Origin of the sequence: Mesotoga sp. BH458_6_3_2_1 (assembly GCF_003664995.1) — a bacterium.
Classification (GTDB): Bacteria; Thermotogota; Thermotogae; order Petrotogales; family Kosmotogaceae; genus Mesotoga.
Map to the genome: position 1 here is coordinate 47239 of NZ_JFHL01000007.1, position 24098 is coordinate 71336.

A 24098-nucleotide genomic window follows, 5' to 3' on the forward strand; every position below is an offset into this window, starting at 1 on the left:
CTAGTCTTGAATATCACTTAGATCAGATCCGAGCCTCGGTGCTCTCTTCTTCGAATTCATCATTTAATGAGTCTTCATCCGTAAGATTATTTGAAGACGAGAGAGATTCTCTATGCCTATGGAGAATCTCTCCAAAGGAGATTCCTTCGTGGTGTCCATTCTTCCTTTCGGCTTCTAGCCTGTCGGCGTTCTTTCGTATTAACTCGACGGCTTCGATCAGATCCTCTGTCTTGGAGGAATCCCCAAGGTTGCCATATATCACCTTCGTCGTTACGTCGGCTACTTTAGGCATCTCCATGGAGAAGTTCAGCATGATTCCGGCGAGGAAGTTCTGCCTGCTTGCAGAAGGCCTCTCCATCTTTGAGAGGACCTTGCTCAACTGGAAGTATCCAGTCGGGTCTAGAGGATGATCCCTAGTGAGTTTGTCGTACCAGAAGTAGGCCTCGGTTAGCTTTTCTTCGTTGAAGGCCATCTCTCCCAACCAGAGAGTGGCCCAGAAATGCTTCGGATCAATTTTCAGAACCCATTTGTAATCTCCCGAGGCTTCTTGGAGTCTTCCCATAGATCTCTCTATGTCGGCCATGGAGCAAAAGCCGCAGGTTTCATCCGGGTTTTTCTCGCAGAATTTTTTCAGCATCTCCAATGCCTTTTCCCTTTCTCCGAAAAAGGCCGTCAGTCTTGCCGAGTCATACAAGGCATATCCCGAGAGCTTGTTTTCGCCTTTCATGAGTTCCAAATAGAAGGCTCTAGCCTCTTTGAATTTCATATTTCCTATGTACTTGTTTGTGATCCTTATGAGGTCTTCTTCTCTTGACTTCTTTTTTGCGGAAGAGCCTTTATCGACAACGGGATGGAGCTCGGGGTCGTCCCTCAAACCGAGAAGAAAATCGATAGAGACGTCCAGCGCCTCCGCTATCCTTAGCAGGGTGTAGTACCCCGGGAACCTTTCTCCCCTCAGGTACGAAGTGAGTATCGAAGACCAGAGCTCAACCTTCTGAGCCAGCTCGGCTTCAGTCATATTCTTGTCTATCATTCTTTCCTTCAATCTTCTTGCGAATTCTTCCATGTTTTCCTCCTTTGAAATCAGTTGTAAGCATAAGAACCGCTGCAGGCTTGAAGTTTTGAAGAAAGTCGTCCTCCGTCAGCTGTCATCAGTCCTCCGTTTTTTCAAGAGACTTGGAGAGTTTCCAGAGCATTCTATTAATGCTTTCAGCCTTCCTCTCGATTAGATAAAGCTGATCTCGATTCATATAGCCAAACTCAAAAGAAATCTCCATCTGAGCCACTGTCTCGTTCAACGAACCGCGCGCAAGATAGAGAAAATGATCAAACTCCTTCTTGTGTTTCCTCCCTGCTCCTTCAGCGATGTTCGACATAACTGAAATCGCAGCCCGCCTTAACTGAGCGACAAGACCAAACTTCTCATCTGAAGGAAAGGATGAAGTCAATTCATACACATCCTTCGCGAATGACTTGCTTACTTTCCAAACTTCCAGATTCTTGAAACCAAACGACATTTCATACCTCCACAAATCTCAGTATTTTTGAAATTTGTTTTACTCCGAGGACGGTGGACCGTTGACGGATAAGGTGGTTTTCATCAGCGCTCAACAGCTCCTTCGGCAGCTCTTTCGCCAGGCAAGACACCACCGAAGAGTTTCGAGAGAAGCTCATTGTTCACTTCCTCTTTCTTCCCGTTAAGCGCCTTGTCATCCTCCTTGAAATCGTATGATTCATATGCCCTTATGAACTGAGCCCTCACTACCCTTCTTGATTCACCCGTCATGTCGCATAACTCCTGCCATCCTATTGTCCTTTTTGCGTTTTCGAGCCTTGGATCGTCGTAGAATTGCTCATCGTAGATTCCGTATTTGTGCACGTCCTCAATGACTATCTGCCAGGCGTCTTCAGCGCTCAACGAATTCTTTGTCTCATCGAGAGCGGCCTTTCTTATCGCAGCAATCGTCGGGGCTCTATGGGTCGTCATTACCAATCTGTGTACAGCTGCCGAGAAGGCCGTATCGGAGATGTCGGAGAGCATCTTGTACCAGAGCTCTGCCGCCGGTCTGTCGAGAGTGAATCCGGGGAAGGCCATCATCAGCACTGCCAATCCCTCAGCGAATGTGTTTCTGTCCATCTAATCCAACTCCCACGAAGTCCCTCAGGACATCTGCCATCCTGTCGCCCCTGTTTGAGTACTTCCCCTCGAGAACCTTCTCGAAATTAGAGGGCTTCATGAGCCAGTCGAAGTCTGCCCTCCATCTCGTGACTCTCCCCGAGAGGAACTCAGATTCCTCCACACTGTTGAAGTAGTCTTCCCAGAACTCGATCGAGGGATACTCCTTCCAGCGGGCGCGGACGTTCCTCTTTCTCGAACCCGACCATTTTGCCGATTCCTTCGGAGCAGGAAGGGAGGGACAGAGATCGATGAAAGCCTGGCGGATCTTCTCGTAAGGTACGCAGAAGTCGGCCGATCTCCTCTCCGGCGGAAATTCATCCGAAGTGGAAGATGGAGAATCGACTTCAATTTGGGCTTCGCAAGAAGAGAAAACTCTGCTTCCATCGTCCGACTCATCTTTCGCATAAAATGTCGTCTGTTCTTCTCGACCCATTTCTTCTTCTGATTCCTCTTCAACACCAGAAAAAGTCGACAATTCACCGGAAATCGGACTCTCTCCCGTCAGTCTCACTGACGAATTACCGTTAGGTAATTGTGTACTTTTTTCTTTTGTTTTCTTTAGTTTAGTTTTGTTTATATTATTGGGATCAGTCGAGAACGTATCGGGAACGCATCGGGGATGCGTCGGGCTCTCATCGCGATCATCCGTACTTACGTCGACTGTATTCATTTCCTCTTCAGCTGAGGCTTTAGGAATATGATCCTCGGCACGCGTCGGGGTTTCCGTCGGGGACGCATCCGGTACGTGTCGGGTATCCATCGGGAACGCACAAATCGAGTATTTTCCAGGGTTGAATCTGTCGCCCGATTCATAAGTTATCAGTCCTGCCTTGCACAGTCTTCTTCTCGCTCTTGAGAGCTGTCCCTTTGTGCATCCATATATGCTCTGAACTATCCCGTTTGGAAGAACGAAACTCTCGGGCCATCTCGCGTTGTTCGCGTAGTCAAGAACGAAGAAGTAAAGGGACGTCTCTAGAGAGTTGAACTTGTGTATCTTATTTGCTATCCAGAAGTTGTTTATTAGTTCTATGTAATTCATACTAAAACCTCCATTGAAATAGTTGTTCGTTGAGCGTTCACCGTTCTCCGGAAGAGCTAGATCCATTCATAGCGGCTGCTTTCACGTCTTCTCAGCAAATGGCCAAGTTTTGCCGGTGAACCTTCTCTTTGCTATCATCATCATCGGGAGGTGTGATGATGGCTTTTAGATTCAAAGATCTCGAGGTATGGAAGCTGAGCAAGGATTTAGCAAAGGATATCTACTCTGCTACCTCAACTTTTCCTGAGGAAGAGAAATTCGCATTGGTTTCTCAGCTTCGCAGAGCGGCAGTTTCCGTAATGTCCAATATTGCCGAGGGAGCCGGTCGCCAGTACAGGAAGGAATTCATTCATTTCCTCTACATGGCCCGAGGCTCTCTCAATGAAACAGTCTCCCAGCTGGAACTCTCGTTCGAATTTGGCTATATAGACAAGGAAACTCTTGAGACTATCGAAGTGAGTGCCGAACGAATTAACCGCATGCTCTGGAAACTTTCAAAATCACTTGCTCCTTCCACCTCGGAGAACGGTCAACGGTGAACCGCTTGCCTTTTCCTGGATCGGGGTACGTCAAGATCTTACGAACCTGCTACCAGGCAATAAACTTCGTTGCCAGCTGCTGAATCAGAAGGTAGGAAGAGACCTTACGTACCTGCTACCCCCTACCTGCAACCACGCCGTCAGGCCTTTCTAAATCTCCTCACCGGCTTCAGTTTTTCTTTCTTCTCATATGCTTCTTCGGGAAGATAGTCGATCAGTTCGGAGAGGTTTCTGAATGTGATGAATTTGAATGGATCTGGGAGGCCTACGACGGTATCCAACGCCGCCTCTCTATCCAGAAGCCTTATCTGAGTCGGAGCCTCGTCGCTCGCGTACTCGTAGCCCTGAAGCTCGACCTTTCCTATACCTTCTCTGTCTATGAACTCATCTGCGAGCTTCTTCATCTTCTTCGCCCCTTCCTGAAAGGCGACTGTCTTCTGAAGGGTGTTCTTTAGAGAATCACTGTCGGTAATCATGAGATCCTCTCCAAGCTTCTCCATTAAGGGACAGAAGGAATGATAAAGGCAGTAAGAACAATGGTCTCCCGCTTCGGGTGAAAAATCGCTCTGAAGGATCTGGCTTATCCAGGCGTAGAGATTGATTCCGGCCTCTTCGAGGTTTTCCTTTGTAACCTCTTTAGAAATCGCGGCTCCGGCAGAAAGAGATACCCACTCTATCCTTCCTATCTCATAACCCTGTCTTGAGAGAGCCCAGGCGTAGATAAAGAGCCTCTCCCAATCGGGATCACCAAATCCTGCCTTGAAGTGGCACAAAACGAGGGGCTGGTTAACCGTCCCCGGTCCTCCGTCCTCCGAGAGACCAAGAAAAGCAGATTCAAGACTCTTTACAGCTTCTTCGGCGAACGGACGGACATCGGAAGACGCTGACTTATCATCATATTCTCCATTTGAATTTGATTTTGATTTTACGAACCCGCTACCACTTATCCCCGACCCCGGCGCAGTGTAAAGACACTGCGCTCTTCCCCTAAAAACCACTTCCGGTTCGTCGAAGGGAATTGGATTCGAGAATCTATCCAATGCGAAAGGAATATTGAGAGCTATAACATCTTTGCTCTTGAGGAATTGAACTCCAAACTCTATCTGGATGAGATCCCTCTTAAGATTCTCTCCAAAGAGGAGAGGAGTAGGAGAATTACCTAGATAGGAATTGAACAAGGCCCTCAAGATAAGGCCGTTGTGTTTTCTTCCCTCTCCCTGCGCTTCGGGCAGTCCTTCGAAATATCGTAGATAGAACCTGTGAGGACATTCGACGAAGGACTTGAGTCTTGAATACGATAGTGGGAACGGTTGGCGGTTCTCCGTCAGTCGTTCTCCGCTTTGCAATTTGGAAGCCGATTCCGCACAGAATGCAGAGCCGGTTCTTCTCGATCCGCACTCTGTTGAAACTGATTTTCCTTCCGAAGTAATATCACTTTTACACAAAGAGTAAGCGGGATTACCAACCAACTTTCTGGAAGTGATAATATTTAGATGTTCCACGTTTGCTTTTTGTGTTGAGAGCGGGTCTCTGGCAGGGGATCCGTTCTCGTTTTTTACTGCCGGATTCATGGCAGATCACCTCCCGGTTTCCTTGTTTGTCTTTCTCTGCGGTTGCCTCTTGATAACCCTGTTTTCATCCATCATTTTGCGCCTCCTTTGTTGTTAGTTCTCTTATAGCGCCTTCATATACACCTATGTCATATCCGAGACTGTAGAGATACATGAGATCCTTGTAGCCGGGAAATCTGGAAGTCCTTGTGAAACAGGGAAAGATCCTCTCCACCGGAACCTCCAGAAAACGGGCAAGAGTATCGGCGTTTCTGAAACCGGGAATTATCCTTCCCAGCTCTACCTCGGAGATATACTTCTGGTCCTTGCCTATCACCTCTCCGAGCTCCCTCTGGCTAAGTTCTCTCATGATTCTCTCATCGCGCAGGTTGCCCATAAATCACCTCCTTTCTCCATGGATTTAGTTTATCCAGAACTCAATTGTCTGAATGCAGCGGCTTTGAAGCCCTGGATATACTCCAAATCATCACTTCATATTCTTGTGAACAAAACCGGGCTGTTCGAACGCTGTGTAGATTTAACTAAACTTGTGCGGGATGTTTCCCGTTCAGTCGGAAAATAATCATGCCTTTATTAAGGCGACAGACCTGAAGATGAGTTCTTGAAGAAAGAAACCCTTAAACAGATAGAACAAAAGATATAAGCAGTTTTTCCGAAAACTTCCATATTTTGAAAAACCTCCATCGGCTCCGTAAGTAAATCAAAACTGGCTGTATATATTCTATATCACCCTCATAAACGCTGTCAAGAAGTGTTCATGAGCTTTTCAGTTTTGAGAAACCGGGAGCGACTATTTTTCATTATCTGCAACTATCGGCAAATAGATTTGATTATTCAAATAATTCTTTTTATCCGGTTCTCTTTCTTTTCAAATCGTCTTTTTCTTTTGCTTTTTCATAATGCTCACATATGAATGCGATAGCTTTCAATCGGAATAAAAGAGCCTTTGCTTCTCTATTTTGATTATACATAGCCGTTATTCCAGAGCCAAACTCAGGTGTTTTTCACCTGAGCTTGGTGTTTTTTGACCCGGTGATATATATTCATTTCACGTGGCCACGAAGAAGAAAACGGAGGTTGCGGGTACGTGGTAGCGGGTGGGTAAGATCTTTCAAACCCCCAACCCCTTACCTATGATCCCGGCCTCCAGGAAAAGGAGGAATTTTTATGGGACTTGGCACAACTGTGATGGTAGTTGGTACTGAGAAGTCACTCTCGATCACCTGGGATACCGGTGTCATTGAGGACGACAAGCCAGTCCTCTCTAGACAGACTCTCAGCGTCGATTCGGCAATGACCGAACAGGAGGCATACGATGCTGCCTATAACATCGCAAGCCTCACCAATTACATCATCGCCGACATTAGACTGATCGAAACCCAGACCCTCGGACCGATTGACTGACAACCGTGGTAGCGGATGGCAGGTAGCAGGTCCGTAAGAGCAGATAGTCCGGGGTAGCGGTTAAACAGTGAGGTTCGGGTTGAAATGGTTTACCTACCCGCAACCCCCAACCCGCAGCCCCGCACAATTCGAAAGGAGGAACTCGAATGAGAAACCTGAGCGTTAGATGGTACGATTCAACCGCGAAGAAGTCTAAGGGCTTCTACATAAAGGAGCCCAAGGAGACTCTGACTCAGGCTGAGGTCGAGACTGTAATGGGAAACCTCGTAACTCTGAAGGTGATCCCTTCAAGCTATGCGGTAGACTACGCAGCAGTAATCGACACCCAGAAGAACGAGTTGTTTAACCTCATCTGACCCCCGTGGTAGCGGATGGCAGGTAGCAGGTTGGTAAGAACAGGATCGGGGAGAAATCCCCGTCCTGTTTACTTAACGGTCTTCTTCAAAGAGAAGATAAGTCCATTCAAGAGCTTGTGGACTCTGTTCGACAGGGATTCGAACTGTTTGAGATCACTTTCAGACAGGTAACCAAGTTTCACGCTTATCTCCATCTGAGTGGAAAGTTCCATGAGGGAACCGCGGGAAACGTAAAGAAACTTGATCAACTCTTTAGTGTGTTCTCTGCCATATCCCTCTGCAATGTTTGATGGTACTGAAACAGCAGCCCTCTGCATCTGTGAAACAAGACCGAATCTCTCGTGTTCTGGGAGCTTTCTAGTCAGCGTATAGACTTCAACTACAAGTTCCATAGAACACTTCCACAAATCGAGTTCTCTGAATCTGCCGAACAAGTTCATACCTCCTTGAATAAAAGATCAGAAGAAATTCTATCAGATTTCCTGTGTTCAGCCAACCAGGGTTGTATGGTCAAAAAAGATCTGCCCAACCCGCAACCCCTTACCCCCTACCACGATCGTACAAAGGAGTGATAATATGTCGTGGATAAAAGAGTTACTATCTCTAATCACAATCTTCGCAAGTTACGTAGAATCTCCCGGCAACGGACCGGAGAAGAAAGAAAAAGTAAAACAGATGATAAAGGATGCGCTTCCTGATGAACAATGGAAGATCGATCCTGAATTCTTCGACTTCATCCTGGATGTCCTTATAGACCTCGTCGTCATGTTTCTCAACAGGGGACTCTGGAAGACGGCGATGAAGGTGCTTGTGAAATGACAGAAGTCAACAGCAGCGAACCAGAAATATCATCAGGAGAGAGTCTATAGCACCGCTTCGTTCATGAGTAAGAAGTATGTATGACACGACCCCTGGTTTATGAATCGGGGCCGTGTTTTTTTACACGATGTATTGTCGCTGCTTCATTGGACTGTTGAGGGTCGCAGAGTTCATGGATTGAAAAAAGAGAGCGATGAAGTTTGTTTTTGAAAGCAGTTAGCAATCATTTTATCTCTATCATCCGAGATGAATCGGCTGAAGCATTTTGCATTGCTCAAAAACGAATTGCTTTCTCTCTTCTTTGTTGTTCGGATAGGTCAGTCTTTGCTGCACGTTTTCACCCAATAGACCTGTCATATAACGCATAAGCAAAATCATACTGAACTACATAGAATAGTATTCTAGAAAGTGAGATAAACAAAAACATAGTATAATTCAAATGATTAAACCAATGCTTATTAACAAGATTTGTACTATTATGTTCTATAATATGTTTGTCATACTGGGTTCTGAAATCATCTCGGAGGGTAATCAATGAATATTCTTGTCACTGGTTGTGCGGGCTTCATTGGAAGCAACTTCGTATATTACTATCTTCGCAAACACTCTGAGAGAAAGATTATCGGTCTGGACAATCTGACTTATGCTGGAAATATAGACAATCTATCCGGATTGACTGAAGAAGAGAGAAAGAGATTTACCTTCGTAAAAGGTGATATCTGCGATCCCGAACTTGTGGAGCGTATCTTCAACGAACAAGACATAGATGGAGTAATAAACTTCGCGGCCGAGTCTCACGTTGATAGATCGATTCACGATCCGCAGATCTTCTTGAAGACCAACGTTCTTGGAACGCAAGTTCTTCTCGATGCGGCAAAAAAACACTGGAGAAGCGGAAATGATTGGAAATGCATAGATGTTACTAAAGATGAGTCAGAAAAAAGCCGATCAAATTCAGATAATCTGCCAAGCCGCAAACCCGCCGAGTTCCTCCAAATTTCCACCGACGAAGTCTATGGAGCTCTCGGACCCACAGGATACTTCACGGAGAAGATGCCGCTTGATCCACACAGTCCATATTCAGCATCCAAAGCTTCGGCCGATCTGATAGTCAAAGCCTACTATGATACTTACGGACTGCCCGTCAATATAACTAGATGCTCGAACAACTACGGTCCTTACCAGTTTCCAGAAAAGCTCATACCCCTCATGATAAATAATGCGCTCAATCACAAACCTCTCCCGGTCTATGGTGACGGCAGACAAATAAGAGATTGGCTGTATGTAGAAGACCACTGCAGGGCAATTGATTTGGTGTTTGAAGATGGAAAAAGTGGAGAGATTTACAATATTGGCGGCCATAACGAGAGGGAGAATATCTATATTGTGGAAAGAATAATCGAGATACTTAGAAAAAAGACTGGCGATTCCGAGATAAACGAATCGCTCATAAAACACGTGACCGACAGGCTCGGCCACGACAAAAGATACGGCATAGATCCTACTAAGATAACTCAAGAACTTGGATGGAAACCAAAGTTCATGTTCGACGAAGGAATAGAGATTACCATAGATTGGTATTTGAGTAATAAAGAATGGATGCAGAGTGTTATATCTGGAGAGTATTTGGATTTCTATAACAAGAACTACAAAATATAACGATATAAGAACGGAGGGGATAACTTGAAGGGAATAATACTGGCCGGTGGCGTAGGAACAAGACTTCATCCGATAACAAAAGTAGTATCTAAGCAACTGTTGCCTATATACGATAAACCCATGATCTACTATCCCCTTTCCGTCTTGATGCTTGCTGGGATAAGAGAGATACTCATTATCTCGACATCGACCGATCTGCCTCTTTACGAAAAACTTCTTGGCAGCGGCGAGCAGATAGGCTTGAGCTTCTCATATGCAGTTCAAAAACAACCCAGGGGACTCTCTGAAGCCTTCATAATTGGAGAGGAGTTCATAAACAAAGACAAATGCTGCCTTATTCTGGGAGATAATGTCTTTTTCGGTCAGGGCCTATCTGGAATACTAAAAAGTGCAGCCGATTTCGATGAAGGAGCAACTGTCTTCGGCTATTATGTCAAGAATCCCAGTTCTTTTGGCGTAGTTGAGGTTAATGGCGAAGGCAAAGCGATCAGCCTTGAAGAGAAACCGGAAAAGCCAAAATCAAACCTCGCAGTCCCAGGACTTTATTTCTACGATAGCAAAGTCTGCGGGCTTGCGAAGAGTCTTAAGCCTTCAGCAAGAGGTGAACTCGAAATAACTGACCTTAACAAAGAATATATGAAGTTGGGCCAGCTTAAGGTACAATTCATGGGAAGAGGAATGGCTTGGCTCGATACGGGAACTCAAGATGGCCTTCTCGAAGCGAGCAACTTCGTAGCGGCCGTTCAGAAACGTCAGGGATTCTATATATCCTGTATTGAAGAGATAGCTTACAGGAAGGGGTATATCACTGAAGGGAAATTGAAAGAAATCAGTGAGTCTATGGGAAAAACCGAGTACGCCCATTACTTGAAAAGTCTTGGTGAGGACAATGGATAGAGTACTAGTTCTAACTGACAATGAGTATTTATACGACGAGTTTACAAAGATTGTTGAAAACAAGCACTTGCAGCAATACAGATTTGACTTTCGATACTCACACAAGAATAGGAAATTCCTCGATAAGTACAGAGATAGTACTGAATTTAGCGGAATTAGTGTTATTGAATCCCTGGAAGAGATCATCATAGAATACAAACTATTGATTTCGCTTCATTGCAAACAAATCTTCCCAAGTAAGCTAGTAACTGCTGTTCGTTGCATAAACATCCATCCGGGTTTTAATCCATATAATAGAGGTTTTTTCCCTCAGGTATTCAGTATAATAAACAAGAAAAAAGTTGGAGTTACAGTCCATGAAATGGATGAAGAGCTCGATCACGGTCCAATAATCGTGAGAGAAGAGGTACCTATTGAAAGCTGGGAAACATCTGGCGATGTTTACAGAAGAATCCTTAGAACAGAAATTCAATTGATAGAAGAAAACCTTGAAGATATTCTAAATGGAACTTACGAGCTGACATATCCTGAGGAAGAAGGCAATATTAACTCTTTTAAAGACTTCAAAAGACTTTGTAAGATAAATCCTTCAGAGGTTGCATCATATAGTGAGGTAATTGATAGGCTAAGAGCCTTAACTCATGACGATTATAGAAATGCATATTTTTATGATGAAAGTGGAACGAAAATATTCGTTAGAATACTTATTGAGCCTTGTCTTGGAGATGATTGACTTGAAAGAGATTAGCACGTTTCCTGAACCAATATTTGTAACCCGTCCCCTTCTTCCACCACTGGAAGAGCTTTGCAAGTCTCTGCGAGATGTTTGGGATGCTCAGTGGCTTGCAAACAATGGGGCTAAACACAAAGAGCTTGAAAATAAGTTGAGAGACTATCTTAAAGTGCCTCACCTTTCTCTCTTCAACAATGGCACAATAGCTCTTCTGGTGGCTATAAAAGCTCTGAAATTGACAGGAGAGGTTATAACAACTCCTTTTACTTTTGCGGCTACCGCTCATTCGATATCCTGGATGGGGCTGGAGCCTGTGTTTGTAGACATAGACCCAGTTACCATGTGTATCGATCCAAACAGAATTGAAGAAGCAATCACCCCTAGAACAAGTGCGATAATGCCAGTACATGTCTTTGGAACTCCATGTAATGTTGAAGCTATTGGAGAAATTGCGAATAGATATAATCTTAAGATCATATATGATGCAGCTCATGCCTTTGGAACTGAGATAAACGGAACAGGAACAGGCAACTTTGGCGACATAACTATGTATAGCTTTCACGCCACTAAACTCTTTAACTCGGCCGAGGGTGGGGCTCTAGCTTGCAAGAATGAAGAAATGAAGAAGAAAATAGACCTCCTCAAGAACTTCGGAATCAAGAATGAAGAAGAAGTGATTGAAGTCGGAATAAACGGAAAGATGAACGAACTTCAGGCGGCTATGGGATTGGCCGTTCTAGAACATATAGAAGAGGAAAGACAGAAGAGAGCTATTATAAAACAGACTTATATCGAAAACCTGAAAGATATCCCTGGCATCAAACTCATGCCAGATCTACCGGGTGTGAGGAGCAGTTATCAGTATTTTGCCATCAGAATAGATGAAGAGGAATTCGGCCGATCCCGAGACTACGTTTACGAAGAACTCAAGAAATACAACGTTTATGTCAGGAAATATTTCCATCCCCTCTGCAGCAATTTCGAATGCTACAAGCATCTGCCTTCGGCAGACCGAAATAATTTGCCCGTAGCAAACAAAATTGGCAACGGAGTGCTATCTATGCCCTTTTATGGGGGATTAGCAAAAGAAGACGTTAAGACTATTTGCGAGATGTTGAGGTGCATTAATGAACAGTGATAAACCTCTGGTAAGTGTCTTTATGATCACCTATAACCACGAGAAATACATTGCTCAAGCTATAGAAAGCGCATTGATGCAAAAAACAGATTTCAACTACGAAATCGTTATTGGCGAAGACTGTTCAACTGATAGAACCCGCGAGATTGTTGTTGACTATGCAAATAGGTATCCAGAAATAATAAAACCAATACTTCATGAGAATAACGTAGGTGCCAAGGCAAACTCAGAATCAGTTAGGAAGGCTTGCATTGGCAAATATGTAGCAATATTAGAAGGGGACGACTATTGGATCGATCCACTTAAACTCCAAAAACAGGTTGATTTCATGGAAAGCCACCCTGATTTTAGTATGTGTTGCCATGCAGTGTCACGAGTCAACGTCGAAGGAAGAGACCTCAAGAAACCAATAATGCCCTACCCTGAAGATTGCATCGTGCCAACAGAGGACGTAGTTGCTGCTGGAGGGGGCTTTGTGGGAACGAATTCGATACTCTACAGGAAAGAGTTCATGGATAATCCTCCTGAGTTTTACAGGATATCTCCTGTTGGGGACGCAGCATTGCTTCTAAATCTAGCTATTCAGGGAAACGTGTATTATTCTCCTGATATCATGTCGGCTTACAGAACAGGAGCCACAGGCTCTTGGACATTCAGTATCAACAGTTCCAGAAAAAAAAGGGCAGATCTCAACCTTGCAATGATCAAAATGCTTAAGTTATTTGACAATTACACTTGCTACAAATATACACGCAGCGTTGATACGATAAAACTGAAGCATGAATTTGATCTCTATTTGACTATGAGGCAATTCCATATTCTCCGTGAAGATAGATATAGAGACTATGTAGGAACTTTGGGCAAGTTTTTCATATGGAAATCAAGGCTGAAACTTAAGTTTCCCCTAATGGTAAGATGCGTAAGAAAACTGAAAAGCCAGTGGGCAAGATTACTGAGAGGTTTTAGTTGATTTGATCTTCTCTGCCAGCAAACTGTAAGGGGTGTGTGTCTTTCGCCAAGTGGTTTCTTGCACCACCTTGTAGTTGTTGTATTATCAGCTTTAGTAAGAACACTATCATCGCTCCCCAAACCCATGGTCGCAAGATCGACTGAAAAGAATCTCGCGGCCACCATAGAATGTACATCGACAAGGACGAGTAATAACCAACAGCAAGGAAATTCCCGCTACTAATAAGAGAATCTAGTTTGTTGGATACAGCGCCGACAAATAAACCTACAAGCAATGCAAAGGGAATCCCAAAAAAAGAGAAATTATAATAAAGCTCACCAATGTATGATCCTCCTAAAGCATTCCCAACAATATTCTTGGCAAAGCTTGCAGACATATTGATCTCGGAGAACAAATCCCCTACATTAGGAATTACCGAAATTGAACTCAAAAAGTACGTTGATCCATATCCATATCCCCTATAACTAGGTATCTGTTGAATCACAAGTGTCGGAGTTTTGATTGTTCCTCCCATCTCTGCTATAAGCTCACTTATAGGATCAAGTTGGATTTGCTGAAATAGCAACGGAAGGAATTGAAATACATTTTTTTCGTCTAGCTGTCTAAAATAGAACATGGCATTCACGATAGAAACAAGGGAAAACCCAACTAACGCAAGCAGAAATAGCCTCTTCCAGGATAACTTCAAAGTCGATTTACTAATTAACAAAAACAGGAATATTATTACTGTAAGCTGATGACCTCTATGACCAGAGATCATCGTGAACAAGAGGTAAGTCGTAACAAAAGCAAATATCAGAAGAGATGTCTTCTTCTTTGCACTGTAACTCAGTATTAATAGTGCCCAACCTGTATACGATAAGAACCCTAGATCTCCCACTATCCCAGGTAAACCAGTCTTAAATGTTGCGAGATACCCAAATTCTAATCCTAATGAGGCTTTCAAAATATCCAGATAAACCTGCACTGGGAACGTGGTAATCACCATGACCCATCCAACCGATTTGCAGAGCTCAGTATTGTAAGAGCCTTTAGATGTTGAAAGATGTCTTACAGGAGATCTGTCAACTAGAACAAGACCAGCTACAACAAGACTAATAACCAACAAAGAAAATGTAGATGCTAGCTTTAAGTATTCTTGATCGAGGCGTAAAACAATATTGAAAGCTTGAAAGTCATATTCAGGCAGAAGGCCGACGAAAACAATCTGACCAAAATGAAAAACATAGCTCAAGACTACGAAAGCAAAACTCAAACTTATTAGTCGCATGCCTCTTAACTTCATCACAATTATTTGGAATGCCAGCATACCTAGTGTCAAAATCGAAAATGCCTTCAACCAACTGTCTAGAGACATTTGCAGTATTGACAGTAAAAAGAGGCCACACAATAAACCACTAAACATGCACAGCACAAAAGACAGATTCTTGTTTATTCTAATAGAAGGCAGCATAATGTTCACCTCTTCACCAGTCTATGATTCGTGCAAATAGAATTCTTCCAACCACTTAGACGTATGCTGAACGTCAAATCCTGCCTCCTTTACAAATCGAGCATAGGCACTTCTCCTTTCTATAACTGATGAAACCTTCTCTATTAGGTCACACCACACTTGAGTAGGACTATCTAGACTAAGATAATAGACGTTCTCAGTAATTCTGGCTTCCGAAGTAACTTCGTTTGATACTACACAAGGGAGACCTGATGCCTGGGCCTCAATCATACTTATAGGAAACCCTTCGTAATGTGAAGGAAAAACAAATACGTCCATTGATGACAGGTAAGGAGCAGGATCTGGAACGCTTCCAGCAAATATAACATTACGCTTGAGTCCAAGTTCTACAACTCTTCGCTCGATTTCCTTACGCAATTCACCATCTCCAATTAATAGGAGAACAGCATCTTCGCGTCTTTTATGAATCAACTGGAAAACTTCGATTAGGTACAAATGGTTCTTTGGATAAGTGAATCGACCAAGATGACCAATCACGAGATTTTTTTCAATGCCCAAAGACTTGCGGATATTGTAACGAGCTTCTGAACTAAACGTAAATTTGCTGGTTTCTATCCCATATCTTAGAACTTTGTAAGCGGCTTCAAGAACTCTCTGTTCTCCGAAGACCCATCTTGCCGCATCGTGAGAGCAAGTAAAAGTGTGTGTTACATATTTCAGAAATACCTCTTTGTTATGACTATGCAAATATCTGTGCACAAAAGAACCTCCTTGCATAGTACTATGACAATGCAAAATCCTTGTTTTTACTTGGTTTTTTTCTGCAAGTTTAAGTGGTTCTATGTAAGAAAGCGAACTTACATGTTGATGGACCACTCCATACTCCCTATGCTCAAAGAAAAAATTATGCAGATTCTTCTTGTTCTTTAGAACGCCTTCTCTTCGGCCAGGCACTCTAAAAATCTTTCCACCAAGCAAAACTATCTCTTCATCAAAAACGCCTTTCTCGACTTGATGAACTAGGAAGTCAAACTGAACCGCATTTCTATCAATTGAACGATATACATTCATAAGGAAGTTCTCTATACCGCCCCGATTCATCCCCTTCAAAACATGAAGAACTCTAATCAAAGTGGCACCTCCCTAAGCAATAATTCGTAGGTTAAGAAATCACACGTTAGCAGGGAAACTTCTCTTTCCAGCTGGAGCTTTCCAATACATACGTGACTAGAAAGATGGTCAGTACCCTACACAACCATTGCATACAACATACAAAAGCTTCGTGAGACATCACTAACACCAAATCGTCAGAAAGAGTCAAACCATTCAGAGAAAAACGAAACCCCTTTGTGTATTTTCGTTCTTGGTCTGTAAGATAAAAGAGCGTTTCCCTTCCCAATATCTGCAATCGTTATTTCAACATCCCCAAGTTGCGTTGGTTTTCTGTCGACTATGGCTTCCTTTCTGACAGCCTTTTCTATGATTCTTATGAGCTCAGAAAGCTTTACTGTCTTGCTGTTGCCGAGATTGAAGATTTCGAAGCTTGTTTTGTCATAGAGCATTGCTTTATAGACCCCTTCAATGATGTCATCTATGTACGTATAGTCTCTTGCCGTCGACCCATCTCCGAATACAGGAATCGGTTTTCCTTCCATTATCAGTCTGGTAAATAGATGGATGGCCATTTCCGGTCTTTGCCTCGGGCCATATACTGTGAAGAACCTCAGTGCAACTATTGGGATGTTATATATCTCGCTGTATGTTTGACAGTATAATTCTCCTGCTCTTTTGGCTGTCGCATAGGGCGATACCTGGCCTTCGAGGGGATCATCTTCGGAGAACGGGACTTTTGAGTTCTTGCCATATACTGAAGATGAACTGGCAAAGACGAACTTCTCAACTTCATTTCTTCTGGCAAATTCAAGCATATTGACTGTCCCGCCTATGTCAACACTCACATACTCGACCGGGTCTTTGAGCGAGTTTCTGACTCCAGCCATGGCAGCGAGATGAACCACTTCATCTATCTTTTCTTGCTCCTCTGATATTTGATCAAGTACTTTGGTGTCTCTAATATCCCCTACATAAAGAGCATAATTCTGATTCTTAAGAGCTTCCTGGATATTTCTCCACTTTATCCTCGGGTCGTAGTAGTTGTTAAAGTTATCCAGGTTTATAACGAAATATCCTTCCTTGAGTAGTCTTTCGCAAAGATGGGAGCCTATGAAACCTGAACCACCAGTCACAAGAACCTTATTCACTTTCTTCCAACCCCTTCGCAGATGATGCCAAGTTCTTTTGCTCTTTGGAGTTCAATGAGGTTTCTCGTATCTAGAATGATGTTTCCTTTCATTAGCTTCTTCGCCATCTCGAGGTCTAGACCTCTATACTGGTTCCATTCTGTGAGTATCATTATTGCATCGCTGCTGCTCATCACTTTGTATTCGCTATCTGCGTATTCTATTCTATCTCCGAAGATTACCTTTGCATTCTCTATCGCCTGAGGATCGTGAGCTATTACCTTAGCTCCTCTCTTGAGCAGCTCGTAAATGACTACAACAGAAGGAGATTCTCTCATATCATCTGTCTCTGCTTTGAACGCAAGCCCCAGGATACCTATCTTCTTTCCCCTAAGGTCTCCGCCGACAAGTCTCTCAAGTTTCTCTACCATTCTCTTCTTCTGTCTCTCATTTGAAGATACTACTTCTTTCACAAGTGACATATCCACATTGTATTTGTTTCCGATATCGACAAGTGCCTTTGTGTCTTTGGGAAAGCAGCTTCCACCATATCCAGGCCCAGGATGGAGAAACTTCGGGCTTATCCTTCCGTCCATTCCCATTCCTTTGGCTACTTTGTGTACATCTGCTCCAACGGCTTCACAGAAATTAGCAATCTGATTTATGAATGTGATTTTCGTTGCAAGAAATGCGTTGCTTGCGTATTTTATCAGTTCGGCCGTTTCGAGATTGCAGAAGAGGAAAGGCGTTTCTATTATGTAGAGGGCTTTGTATATGTCCTGGATGATCTCTTTTGCCCTTTCAGATTCGTAACCTATCACCACTCTATCTGGATGAAACACATCGTGAACTGCACTGCCTTCTCTAAGAAATTCAGGGTTGGAAACTATATCAAATGTATCTTTTCCGGATTTCTCAATTATTGCCTGCTTGATCCATCTATTGGTTCCCACAGGGACGGTGCTCTTGGTGACTATCACTTTGTATCCATCTAGATTCTTGGCAATCGATTCAACAACTGCTTCAACGTAAGAAAGATCCGCTTCACCGTTCTCCTTAGAAGGAGTACCGACGCCTATGAAAACAACTTCCGCTTCTTTGATCGACGTATCTATTTCAGATGTAAACGACAGTCTTCTTTCACGAACGTTTTTGTCCACGAGTTCTTTCAATCCAGGTTCATATATAGGAATCTGGCCATGGTTAAGCATATCTATCTTTGTTTTATCTACGTCAACACAAGTAACCTTGTTGCCAAAATCTGCAAGGCCAGTTCCTGTTACAAGGCCTACGTAACCTGTGCCGATTACTGAGATTTGTTTTGACACTCTGTCATCACCTTCACTTTCTTAACTCAAACTGTTCAAACAGATAATTAGCAACAACGAGTAATTGTCAATCTAACTAAAATTCTTCAATGCTTCTCTTGAATTCTGTTAGAAAAGACTCTCTTCTCTTTTCCAGAACGTCCCTGTGGTATTCCTTTGCCTTCTCAAAGTTTATCTTAGCCTGTTGTTCCATATTACCCATATCAAAGCTCCTGATTTTCCTAACAATGTCACTTACTGAACCATTACGAAATATGAATTCGCTATCTAGTAATTCAGGAATCCCACCTGTCAATGATCCAATAGCAGGGCAGCCCCTACTCATAGCTTCTATCAAAGCTCTCGGTAGCCCCTCCTGTTTACTAGGCTGTATATATATATCAATTGAGTCAAAATAGTCTAAGATTTTTTCACGAGGTACAGACCCCACGAATTTCACTTTGTCCATTACGCCGAATTTCTTTGCAACTGATGACAGAAACTCTCTTGAACCACTGCCAGCCAAATGGTATTCCATATTGTAGCCAAGCTCAGTAAGCTTTGCAAGTGCTCTTATCACGTATTGTTGGCCTTTGTATTTGACTTCGACAGCTGCCGCGGTTCCAAGAATTAGCGAATCCCGCTTGTCTCTAGAATGGAGCTTCTCCAATCGATTCTGCAAAACCTTTTCGTCCGGCTCCGGAATACTAACATTAGAACACCCTATGGATCTACCTTTCGTTGGATACCTTCGTTGCAAAAACTCATTGCTTACATAGATCACAAACTTGGAATTTCTGACTAATTTCTTCGTTTTTGAATAGGCGAAAGGAGCAAGCAACTTTCCTAACAACGAACCGTAGTGCCACAGAGCATCCCAGGGACATCCAACAAGTTCAACTAAGAATGGTTTTCTAACCTTGATTGCATGCTTCAGTGCAATATTACCAATTGAACTAGGAAGTCTTGCAATAACAAAGTCGCATTTATCAATTTCCCGCATCACCCTTTTACTTGCCTCTCTTTTCAAAGAAAAGGTGCGGATGCTTTTGAAATTTGGTATATCAACGAATCGTGTTCTCGGAATTGTTGCTTCAGTTAGTTTTTCTCCAGTACAATTAATAGTCTGCTGTCTCGTGAGCAGGACTAACTCGTCAAAAATCCTTGTGTATCTACTGAGAACTTCAGCAGAAAGCCCCCCGTTACTGTAGTAGCTATTTCCGAGTCTAAAAAAAACGTGATCATGCGCAAAAACCACTTTCACTAGCAGGCTCTCCTTTTCTTCACTTCAGCCGGTACTCCAACAACAACACACAGAGCGGGGACATCTTTTGTCACTACTGCACCTGCTCCAACAACTGAACCAGTATGCACTTTTGTCCCAGCTAGTATAACGGCTCTTGATCCTATCCACACATTGCTTTCAATGACAGTCTCAAGTTTTCGAATTTCCTGATCTTTAATGTTCAAGTCGCTTCTGGAAAAGTTGTGTTCGCTAGACATAATTGTTACACTATGAGCAATTGACACATCGTCTCCGATAACTATTCCCCCGGCCGCGTCTATATAACACATTGGGTGAATGCTTACATTACTACCTACGAACAGTTTTTCTGGCGAATAAAGAAAGCTATCAGAAAATATCGCGACGTTTTCACCACATGACACCGCAAGGGTTTTCAGCAAAGCATATCTAATTACAAGACCTTTTGTCCCTTGAAAACGGCGAAAGCAAGCCCAAAGCTTCAAACGCAATGGCTTTGGTAGTATCCCGAACAGATTCGTTATTATCATGATCAACTTCCTATGTTTCGCGAATTTCTCTCTGCCTCTCATTTCACATCAACAACTTTCTCCCTTATGGAATGCTTCTGAATATCTAAGGTGAAACTGCCAAAGAAATGTTCGGAACAATTGCTTTTCTAGAAATCTCCAATTTACTGCAATCCTTGACAAAGCGAAAAGAAGTGCATAGAACGCTACTATTCAATAATGCTTCTGACCGAAAGCTCTAGTCCGTATTTTACATCGAACTCTGGTTCGTAACACAAGAGTTCGAACGCCTTTTTGGTATCAGCAAGCGAGTGTTTCACATCTCCCAGTCTTTCTGGGGCAAACTTCGGTTCTATTTTCTTTCCAAGTATATTGCCTATTGTATCAACAAGCTCTTTGAGGCTTATTCTACTTCCGCAGGCTATGTTTATGTGTTCTCCATCCACGGCCTTTGTCGATTTGCATGCGAGCAGATTCGCGTTCACTACATTGTCAATATATGTAAAGTCTCTGGTTGTTTCTCCGTCTCCATATATCGTCGGACTCTTCCCCTGAAGCATGAGTGAAATGAACTTCGGTATAACGGCGGAATATTCAGAGTAAGGATCCTGTCTTGGGCCGAACACGTTGAAGTATCTGAGGGAGACTATGCTCATCCCATAAAGCTGAGAGAAGACTCTGCCATAAGTCTCCTGCGCGTATTTTGCTACTGCGTAAGGTGATTTTGGATTGGCTGGCATGGTCTCAACTTTTGGCAAAGACGGGGAATCGCCATAGACGGAAGAGGAAGAGGCCTGGACTATTCGTTTCACTCCAGCCTTTCTGCTGACTTCAAAGAGATTGAGAGTAGCTGATACTATGCTGTTGTTTGTTCTTATCGGGTCTTTCACGGATCGCGGAACCGATGGCACAGCCGCCTGATGGAGAACATAGTCAACTCCATCTAACACCTGCTCTGCAATCCTGTAATCGGAGAGATCTCCCAGGATGAACTCTATCCTGTCTATGAAAGGCTCTATGTTCTTGAATCTGCCCGTTGATAGATTGTCTACGGCTCTGACCTTTTCCCCGTCTTTCAGGAGCCTTTCAACCAGATGCGAGCCTATGAAACCGGCCGCTCCGGTAACCAGATAGGTAGTCTTCTTTTCGCTGTTGTTTTCCACCATTATAGTCTCCAGTATATGAAATTCATCTCTTCGGCCTCATTTCTATCGAAAAGGCCCTTGACATCTATAAGGACGTGCTTGTTGTTATTGTATAGATACTTCAAGTATTCAAGCGTCAACGGTTTGAACTCGTCGTGAGAGACTGCGAATACAAGAGCATCCATATTCTTTATGTCTTCCATTTCGCTCAACTTCAGGCCGTACTCATGCCAAAGTTCTTCTTTATCGGCCACAGGATCTACTATCTGTACTTCTATTCCGTACTCTTCGAACTCTCTGATGATATCCACGACTTTCGTGTTTCTTGTGTCGGGGCAGTTCTCTTTGAAAGTGACTCCGAAGATACCGACTTTAGAGCCTTTTATTTGCTTGTCTGCTTTTATCATCTTCTTTACAGTGTTCTCGGCTACATATTTGCCCATGTCGTCGTTTATCTTTCTTCCCGCCAGTATTATCTGAGAGTGATAGCCAGTCTGTTCAGCACGGTATGTCAGGTAATAAGGATCTACTCCTATACAGTGGCCGCCAACGAGTCCAGGTGTGAAATTAAGGAAGTTCCATTTAGTACCCGCCGCCTTCAGAACAGCCTTTGTATCTATTCCCATTTTATCGAATATTATGGACAGTTCGTTCATAAAAGCTATGTTGATATCTCTCTGGGAGTTTTCGATGACTTTTGCAGCCTCGGCAACCTTTATACTCTCGGCTCTATAGACGCCGGCTTTGACAACCATTTCATAGACTCTTGCGATCTCCTCGAGAGATTCTTCGTCCATACCGGAAACAATTTTAACTATTGTTTCAAGTCTGTGGACCTTATCTCCTGGGTTAATTCTCTCCGGTGAATAACCGACTTTGAAATCCACTCCACACTTCAAGCCAGATTCCTGTTCAAGTAGAGGAACGCAGACCTCCTCCGTGACTCCGGGATAAACCGTTGATTCATACACAACGATAGAACCTTCTGTCAGGTTTCTTCCAACCGTCTTGCTCGCCCCGATAACAGGTCTGAGATCCGGTGTCTTATCTGAGTTGATCGGTGTTGGAACGGCAACTATATGGAACTTGCATTCCTTGAGATACTTCTCTTCCCAGGTGAAAAAGGCTGTCGTTTCTTTGATAGCCTGGTCTCCGACTTCTTTAGTTACGTCGATGCCTGCATGGTATTTCTCGACTTTTTCTTTGGAGATATCGAAACCGACAACATCCGCTACCCTGGCAAAGGAAATTGCCAAAGGAAGGCCAACGTAGCCGAGACCGACTATGGATATTTTTTCATCGCGATTTACTATTTTTTCGTACAGGCTCATCTTATCTCCTCTCAATTCTGCTTTCACTGACAATTCTCTTTTTATCATCCGAGATATCAATTTCATCTAAGGAGATTGAATTCCAGTCAGTACCACCATCTAATTTGGAAACCAACTCGTTTATTGTTCCATTCTTAATTGAACGATAGATTTTCACTAGTCTTTTTATAATGATTCTTTCATCGAAATTTGATAAAGCATATTCATAACACGATTTACTTGTTCTTTCCCACAAATCAACATCATTATATAGATTAGAAATTTGCAAAGCTAACCCCTTATAATCACTGAGAGGAACCAGAAAACCTGTCTTTCCTTCAATAACGACATCTCTGGTGCCAACAACATTCGTTCCGATGGTTGGAACTCCCATACTTGCAGCCTCCATAGCAGCTCTGGGCATCCCTTCCTGCTTAGAAGTAAGGATGTTCACATGCGCTTCCGATAGAAAAGCGGGGATTTTCTTCTTGTCAATCCAATCATGAAACTTTACTCTGTCAGAGATACCGATAGAGTTCACGTAATCAGTATTTTGTTTCAAAAGTGGCCCATCTCCGATTAAGTCTAACGAAAAATCGATTTCGCCCTTAAGTGAACTAAGCGCATCAAAAAGCATTTTATGATTCTTGTTTCGATCCATTCGGCCTATATATATCAGTCTGATCTTACCATAGGTCTTTGGTGATTCTCTTTTTGAGCTCGTTTCTGAAAACTCACTCAGGTCTATCCCGTTTCCTATGTAAAGAAGCCTCGCTTTCTTGTTCAATCCTCTCTTGATACAGGACTGCAAATCTTCTTGATTCTGGAGAAGAATCAAATCACAATAGTTGGCAAGAAACCTCTCATAATAGTCATAAATAGTTCTCTTTAGCCCAGTAAATCTTTTGTAATAAAAACCGTGAACTTGATGAACTACAAAGGGAACTCTTGCTTTCTTAGAAGCAATTCTTCCAATTGCCCCACCTTTTGAATTATGCGTGTGTACAATATCCGGTAATTCTTCAGAAAGAACATCTCGAAGATTTCTAACCGCAAGATAGTCATTCAGAGGAGTCACGGATTCGTGGTTCATATTTACCATTTTCAACTCAATCCCTGATTCAGAAAGCTTCTTACAAAAAGGACCCGGTGATGTAATCACCCAGTTTCTTATATTATCAAAGCCGTTAATAGCTTTTAGCCGCGATAAACCTTGGTGGTACACAGTCCAATCACTACTAAATATGTCCGCTATTTTTATTAAACCACTTGATTCTTCTCTGGTCATTTCGCACCCTTTCTGAATACAACTGTCTCGAATGTTTTCAGGATTATTTGCAGGTCTAGCATAGTTGATTGATTCTTGATATAGTATAGATCATAGCTAACCTTCTTCTCTTGCTCTTCTGATGTTCCTTTGTTCTGATTATCCGTCTTGCTAAGTCTCACTATTGGTTTTCACAATCATTCGTACTTATTTTCTTGCCCTTAGCATTCTATCTACAAGTCTGGTACCGATGAATCCAGAACCGCCGATGATTCCTATCATGTCTTCCTCTCTTTTGA

The 24098-nt window shown here is 43.0% G+C and carries 26 protein-coding genes; 9 read left to right on the forward strand and 17 right to left on the reverse strand.

All coding sequences use genetic code 11. The annotated features are described in order from the left end of the window. Positions 1-22: 22 nt before the first annotated feature. From Y697_RS05340 to Y697_RS05355, 4 genes are all read right to left on the reverse strand, one after another. On the reverse strand, positions 23-1066 hold the full coding sequence (locus Y697_RS05340; RefSeq protein WP_121550646.1) for a helix-turn-helix transcriptional regulator: 1044 nt from the start codon (positions 1064-1066) through the stop codon (positions 23-25). Between the two features lie 85 nt (positions 1067-1151). Next, the gene (locus tag Y697_RS05345; protein ID WP_121550647.1) at positions 1152-1517 is read right to left on the reverse strand and encodes a four helix bundle protein; all 366 of its coding nucleotides are present in this window, start codon (positions 1515-1517) and stop codon (positions 1152-1154) included. 83 nt (positions 1518-1600) lie between these two features. Then, complete coding sequence (locus tag Y697_RS05350; protein WP_121550648.1) at positions 1601-2137, reverse strand: hypothetical protein; 537 nt, start codon at positions 2135-2137, stop codon at positions 1601-1603. Then, a complete protein-coding gene (locus Y697_RS05355; RefSeq protein ID WP_121550649.1) occupies positions 2115-3218 on the reverse strand; it encodes a hypothetical protein in 1104 nt (367 codons plus the stop codon). The genes Y697_RS05350 and Y697_RS05355 overlap by 23 nt, the downstream gene beginning before the upstream one ends. 158 nt (positions 3219-3376) lie before the next feature. Between Y697_RS05355 and Y697_RS05360 the strand changes: the two genes are divergently transcribed. After that, positions 3377-3757, forward strand: coding sequence for a four helix bundle protein (locus Y697_RS05360; RefSeq protein WP_121550650.1), 381 nt, complete (start codon positions 3377-3379; stop codon positions 3755-3757). 140 nt (positions 3758-3897) lie between these two features. On the opposite strand, the gene Y697_RS05365 is transcribed toward Y697_RS05360, so the two are convergent. Together Y697_RS05365 and Y697_RS05370 are read right to left on the reverse strand one after the other, a co-directional pair. Continuing rightward, positions 3898-5328 carry a PD-(D/E)XK nuclease family protein gene (locus Y697_RS05365; RefSeq protein ID WP_121550651.1) on the reverse strand — a complete coding sequence of 477 codons (1431 nt, stop codon included), beginning with the start codon at positions 5326-5328 and terminating at the stop codon, positions 3898-3900. A gap of 64 nt (positions 5329-5392) precedes the next feature. Then, positions 5393-5704 carry a helix-turn-helix transcriptional regulator gene (locus tag Y697_RS05370; protein ID WP_121550652.1) on the reverse strand — a complete coding sequence of 104 codons (312 nt, stop codon included), beginning with the start codon at positions 5702-5704 and terminating at the stop codon, positions 5393-5395. Positions 5705-6495: 791 nt separating this feature from the next. On the opposite strand from Y697_RS05370, the gene Y697_RS05375 reads away from it, so the two are divergent. Continuing rightward, the gene (locus Y697_RS05375; RefSeq protein WP_121550653.1) at positions 6496-6732 is read left to right on the forward strand and encodes a DUF1659 domain-containing protein; all 237 of its coding nucleotides are present in this window, start codon (positions 6496-6498) and stop codon (positions 6730-6732) included. Between the two features lie 146 nt (positions 6733-6878). Then, entirely contained in the window at positions 6879-7088 is a 210-nt protein-coding gene (locus tag Y697_RS05380; protein ID WP_006487518.1) for a DUF2922 family protein, read from the forward strand. 68 nt (positions 7089-7156) lie between these two features. Here Y697_RS05380 and Y697_RS05385 read toward each other — a convergent pair whose 3' ends face one another. Then, a complete protein-coding gene (locus Y697_RS05385; RefSeq protein WP_183083720.1) occupies positions 7157-7528 on the reverse strand; it encodes a four helix bundle protein in 372 nt (123 codons plus the stop codon). Between the two features lie 136 nt (positions 7529-7664). Here Y697_RS05385 and Y697_RS05390 point away from each other — a divergent pair, with 136 nt between their 5' ends. From Y697_RS05390 to Y697_RS05415, 6 genes are all read left to right on the forward strand, one after another. After that, entirely contained in the window at positions 7665-7907 is a 243-nt protein-coding gene (locus Y697_RS05390; RefSeq protein WP_121550655.1) for a hypothetical protein, read from the forward strand. A 534-nt stretch (positions 7908-8441) separates the two neighbouring features. Beyond that, positions 8442-9566 (forward strand): dTDP-glucose 4,6-dehydratase, encoded by a 1125-nt coding sequence (gene rfbB, locus Y697_RS05395; RefSeq protein ID WP_121550656.1) that lies wholly within the window; start codon positions 8442-8444, stop codon positions 9564-9566. 24 nt (positions 9567-9590) lie between these two features. Then, the gene (rfbA, locus tag Y697_RS05400; protein ID WP_121550657.1) at positions 9591-10463 is read left to right on the forward strand and encodes a glucose-1-phosphate thymidylyltransferase RfbA; all 873 of its coding nucleotides are present in this window, start codon (positions 9591-9593) and stop codon (positions 10461-10463) included. Further along, positions 10456-11196 carry a dTDP-4-amino-4,6-dideoxyglucose formyltransferase gene (locus Y697_RS05405; RefSeq protein WP_121550658.1) on the forward strand — a complete coding sequence of 247 codons (741 nt, stop codon included), beginning with the start codon at positions 10456-10458 and terminating at the stop codon, positions 11194-11196. The genes rfbA and Y697_RS05405 overlap by 8 nt, the downstream gene beginning before the upstream one ends. A 1-nt stretch (position 11197) precedes the next feature. Further along, the gene (locus Y697_RS05410) at positions 11198-12334 is read left to right on the forward strand and encodes a DegT/DnrJ/EryC1/StrS aminotransferase family protein (protein ID WP_259462331.1); all 1137 of its coding nucleotides are present in this window, start codon (positions 11198-11200) and stop codon (positions 12332-12334) included. Beyond that, a complete protein-coding gene (locus Y697_RS05415; RefSeq protein ID WP_121550659.1) occupies positions 12324-13304 on the forward strand; it encodes a glycosyltransferase family 2 protein in 981 nt (326 codons plus the stop codon). The genes Y697_RS05410 and Y697_RS05415 overlap by 11 nt, the downstream gene beginning before the upstream one ends. Here Y697_RS05415 and wzy read toward each other — a convergent pair. The 10 genes from wzy to Y697_RS05465 form a co-directional block, all read right to left on the reverse strand. After that, positions 13297-14757, reverse strand: coding sequence for an O-antigen polysaccharide polymerase Wzy (gene wzy, locus Y697_RS05420; protein WP_121550660.1), 1461 nt, complete (start codon positions 14755-14757; stop codon positions 13297-13299). The genes Y697_RS05415 and wzy overlap by 8 nt on opposite strands. 21 nt (positions 14758-14778) lie before the next feature. Then, positions 14779-15888, reverse strand: coding sequence for a glycosyltransferase family 1 protein (locus Y697_RS05425; protein WP_121550661.1), 1110 nt, complete (start codon positions 15886-15888; stop codon positions 14779-14781). 176 nt (positions 15889-16064) lie between these two features. Beyond that, positions 16065-17018 carry an NAD-dependent epimerase/dehydratase family protein gene (locus Y697_RS05430; protein ID WP_121550662.1) on the reverse strand — a complete coding sequence of 318 codons (954 nt, stop codon included), beginning with the start codon at positions 17016-17018 and terminating at the stop codon, positions 16065-16067. After that, on the reverse strand, positions 17015-18325 hold the full coding sequence (locus tag Y697_RS05435) for a UDP-glucose/GDP-mannose dehydrogenase family protein (RefSeq protein ID WP_121550663.1): 1311 nt from the start codon (positions 18323-18325) through the stop codon (positions 17015-17017). The genes Y697_RS05430 and Y697_RS05435 overlap by 4 nt, the downstream gene beginning before the upstream one ends. A 76-nt stretch (positions 18326-18401) precedes the next feature. Next, a complete protein-coding gene (locus Y697_RS05440; RefSeq protein ID WP_121550664.1) occupies positions 18402-19568 on the reverse strand; it encodes a glycosyltransferase family 4 protein in 1167 nt (388 codons plus the stop codon). Beyond that, positions 19568-19972, reverse strand: a complete 405-nt coding sequence (locus Y697_RS05445; RefSeq protein WP_183083722.1) for a DapH/DapD/GlmU-related protein — start codon at positions 19970-19972, stop codon at positions 19568-19570. Before Y697_RS05445 ends, Y697_RS05440 begins: the two co-directional genes overlap by 1 nt. A 314-nt stretch (positions 19973-20286) precedes the next feature. Beyond that, positions 20287-21243 carry an SDR family oxidoreductase gene (locus tag Y697_RS05450; protein ID WP_121550666.1) on the reverse strand — a complete coding sequence of 319 codons (957 nt, stop codon included), beginning with the start codon at positions 21241-21243 and terminating at the stop codon, positions 20287-20289. After that, positions 21243-22553: a nucleotide sugar dehydrogenase gene (locus tag Y697_RS05455; protein ID WP_121550667.1), complete on the reverse strand. Its 1311-nt coding sequence runs from the start codon at positions 22551-22553 to the stop codon at positions 21243-21245. Before Y697_RS05455 ends, Y697_RS05450 begins: the two co-directional genes overlap by 1 nt. Before the next feature lies 1 nt (position 22554). After that, complete coding sequence (locus Y697_RS05460) at positions 22555-23820, reverse strand: glycosyltransferase family 4 protein (RefSeq protein ID WP_121550668.1); 1266 nt, start codon at positions 23818-23820, stop codon at positions 22555-22557. Beyond that, positions 23817-23981 carry a sugar transferase gene (locus Y697_RS05465; protein WP_259462332.1) on the reverse strand — a complete coding sequence of 55 codons (165 nt, stop codon included), beginning with the start codon at positions 23979-23981 and terminating at the stop codon, positions 23817-23819. Before Y697_RS05465 ends, Y697_RS05460 begins: the two co-directional genes overlap by 4 nt. Positions 23982-24098 lie beyond the last annotated feature (117 nt).